Raw genomic sequence first — 1,045 nt, 5'->3', positions numbered from 1 at the left:
TGTACTCGGCCATGACGTTGGTTACAGGCGGCTGATGGGTGGGAGTCCGCCGAGTGCGCTGTGGCGGCGTTGAGTGTTGTAGAACTCGAGCCAGGGCGCAAGCGCGCGGGCGCGTTCGGCGTTGGAAGTGAAGACCCGGCGGTAGGACCACTCGATCTGGAGGGTGCGGTTGAAGCGTTCGACCTTGCCGTTTTGCCAGGGGCAGTGCGGTTTGATGAAGATGTGCCTGGCGCCTAACGCAGCGATGGCGGCGGCGAACTCGGCGGATCGCCGGTAGCTCAAGTGGTTGTCGGTGATCACGCATTCGATGCACGGAAGGCCATGGGCGGCAAAATAATCAGCAGCTCGCCTGAGGAAGGCTGCACACGTCGCGCCCTTCTCGTCGGGCAAGATTTCCGAATACGCCAGCCGGCTGTGATCGTCGACCATCGAGTGCACGTAGTCATAGCCGATGCCGCGGCCCCGGACCTCTTCGCTGCGTCCGTGGGCGCGCCACCCGCCGCCGTCGGGGATGCGGCCTAACTTCTTGACGTCGACGTGGACCAACTCGCCGGGATGGCCGCGCTCGTAGCGCACCGCGGTGGTCTTCGACGCCTTGATCACTAACCCGGTCATCGGGTCGCAGTCACGCAGATAGGGCTCGTCGTGGCGGCGCAGGATCCGCCCTACCGTGCGGGCCGGGACACCCAGCTCGGGCCCTAACCAGTCCTGGCCACGCCGATGTGCACGGCGAGCCGCCAGCACTTGCTGCTCGACTTCCCACGGGGTCCGGCGCGGCGAGGAGTGCGGCCGCGAGCAGCGGTCCGCCAAACCCGCCTCGCCTTCAGCGGCATAACGGCTGATCCAGCCACCAACACACCTCCGTGAGATGCCCATCGCGTCGGCGATATGAGCCTGTTTCCAACCGGCCTGGTGACGCTGCACGATCAGCAGACGGCCAAGAAATGTCGTTCGGGCATTACGGTGGGACACGAGAACCTCCGGGTCGGTATGGGCCTTCGACAAGCCACACCTCACCTGGAGGTTCTTCTCACATCAACCCGAC

1 protein-coding gene is annotated in these 1,045 nt (G+C 65.1%); it reads right to left on the bottom strand.

Going from position 1 to position 1,045, the window contains the following annotated elements:
• Positions 1 to 21: 21 nt before the first annotated feature.
• Positions 22 to 972 (bottom strand): IS481 family transposase, encoded by a 951-nt coding sequence (locus A9X04_RS15130; protein WP_067921735.1) that lies wholly within the window; start codon positions 970 to 972, stop codon positions 22 to 24.
• Positions 973 to 1,045 lie beyond the last annotated feature (73 nt).

It is taken from the genome of Mycobacterium sp. E3247, assembly GCF_001667785.1.
Taxonomy (GTDB): Bacteria; Actinomycetota; Actinomycetes; order Mycobacteriales; family Mycobacteriaceae; genus Mycobacterium.
The sequence above is the reverse complement of the archived record's forward strand: the minus strand, read 5'-3'. Positions and strand labels throughout refer to the sequence as shown.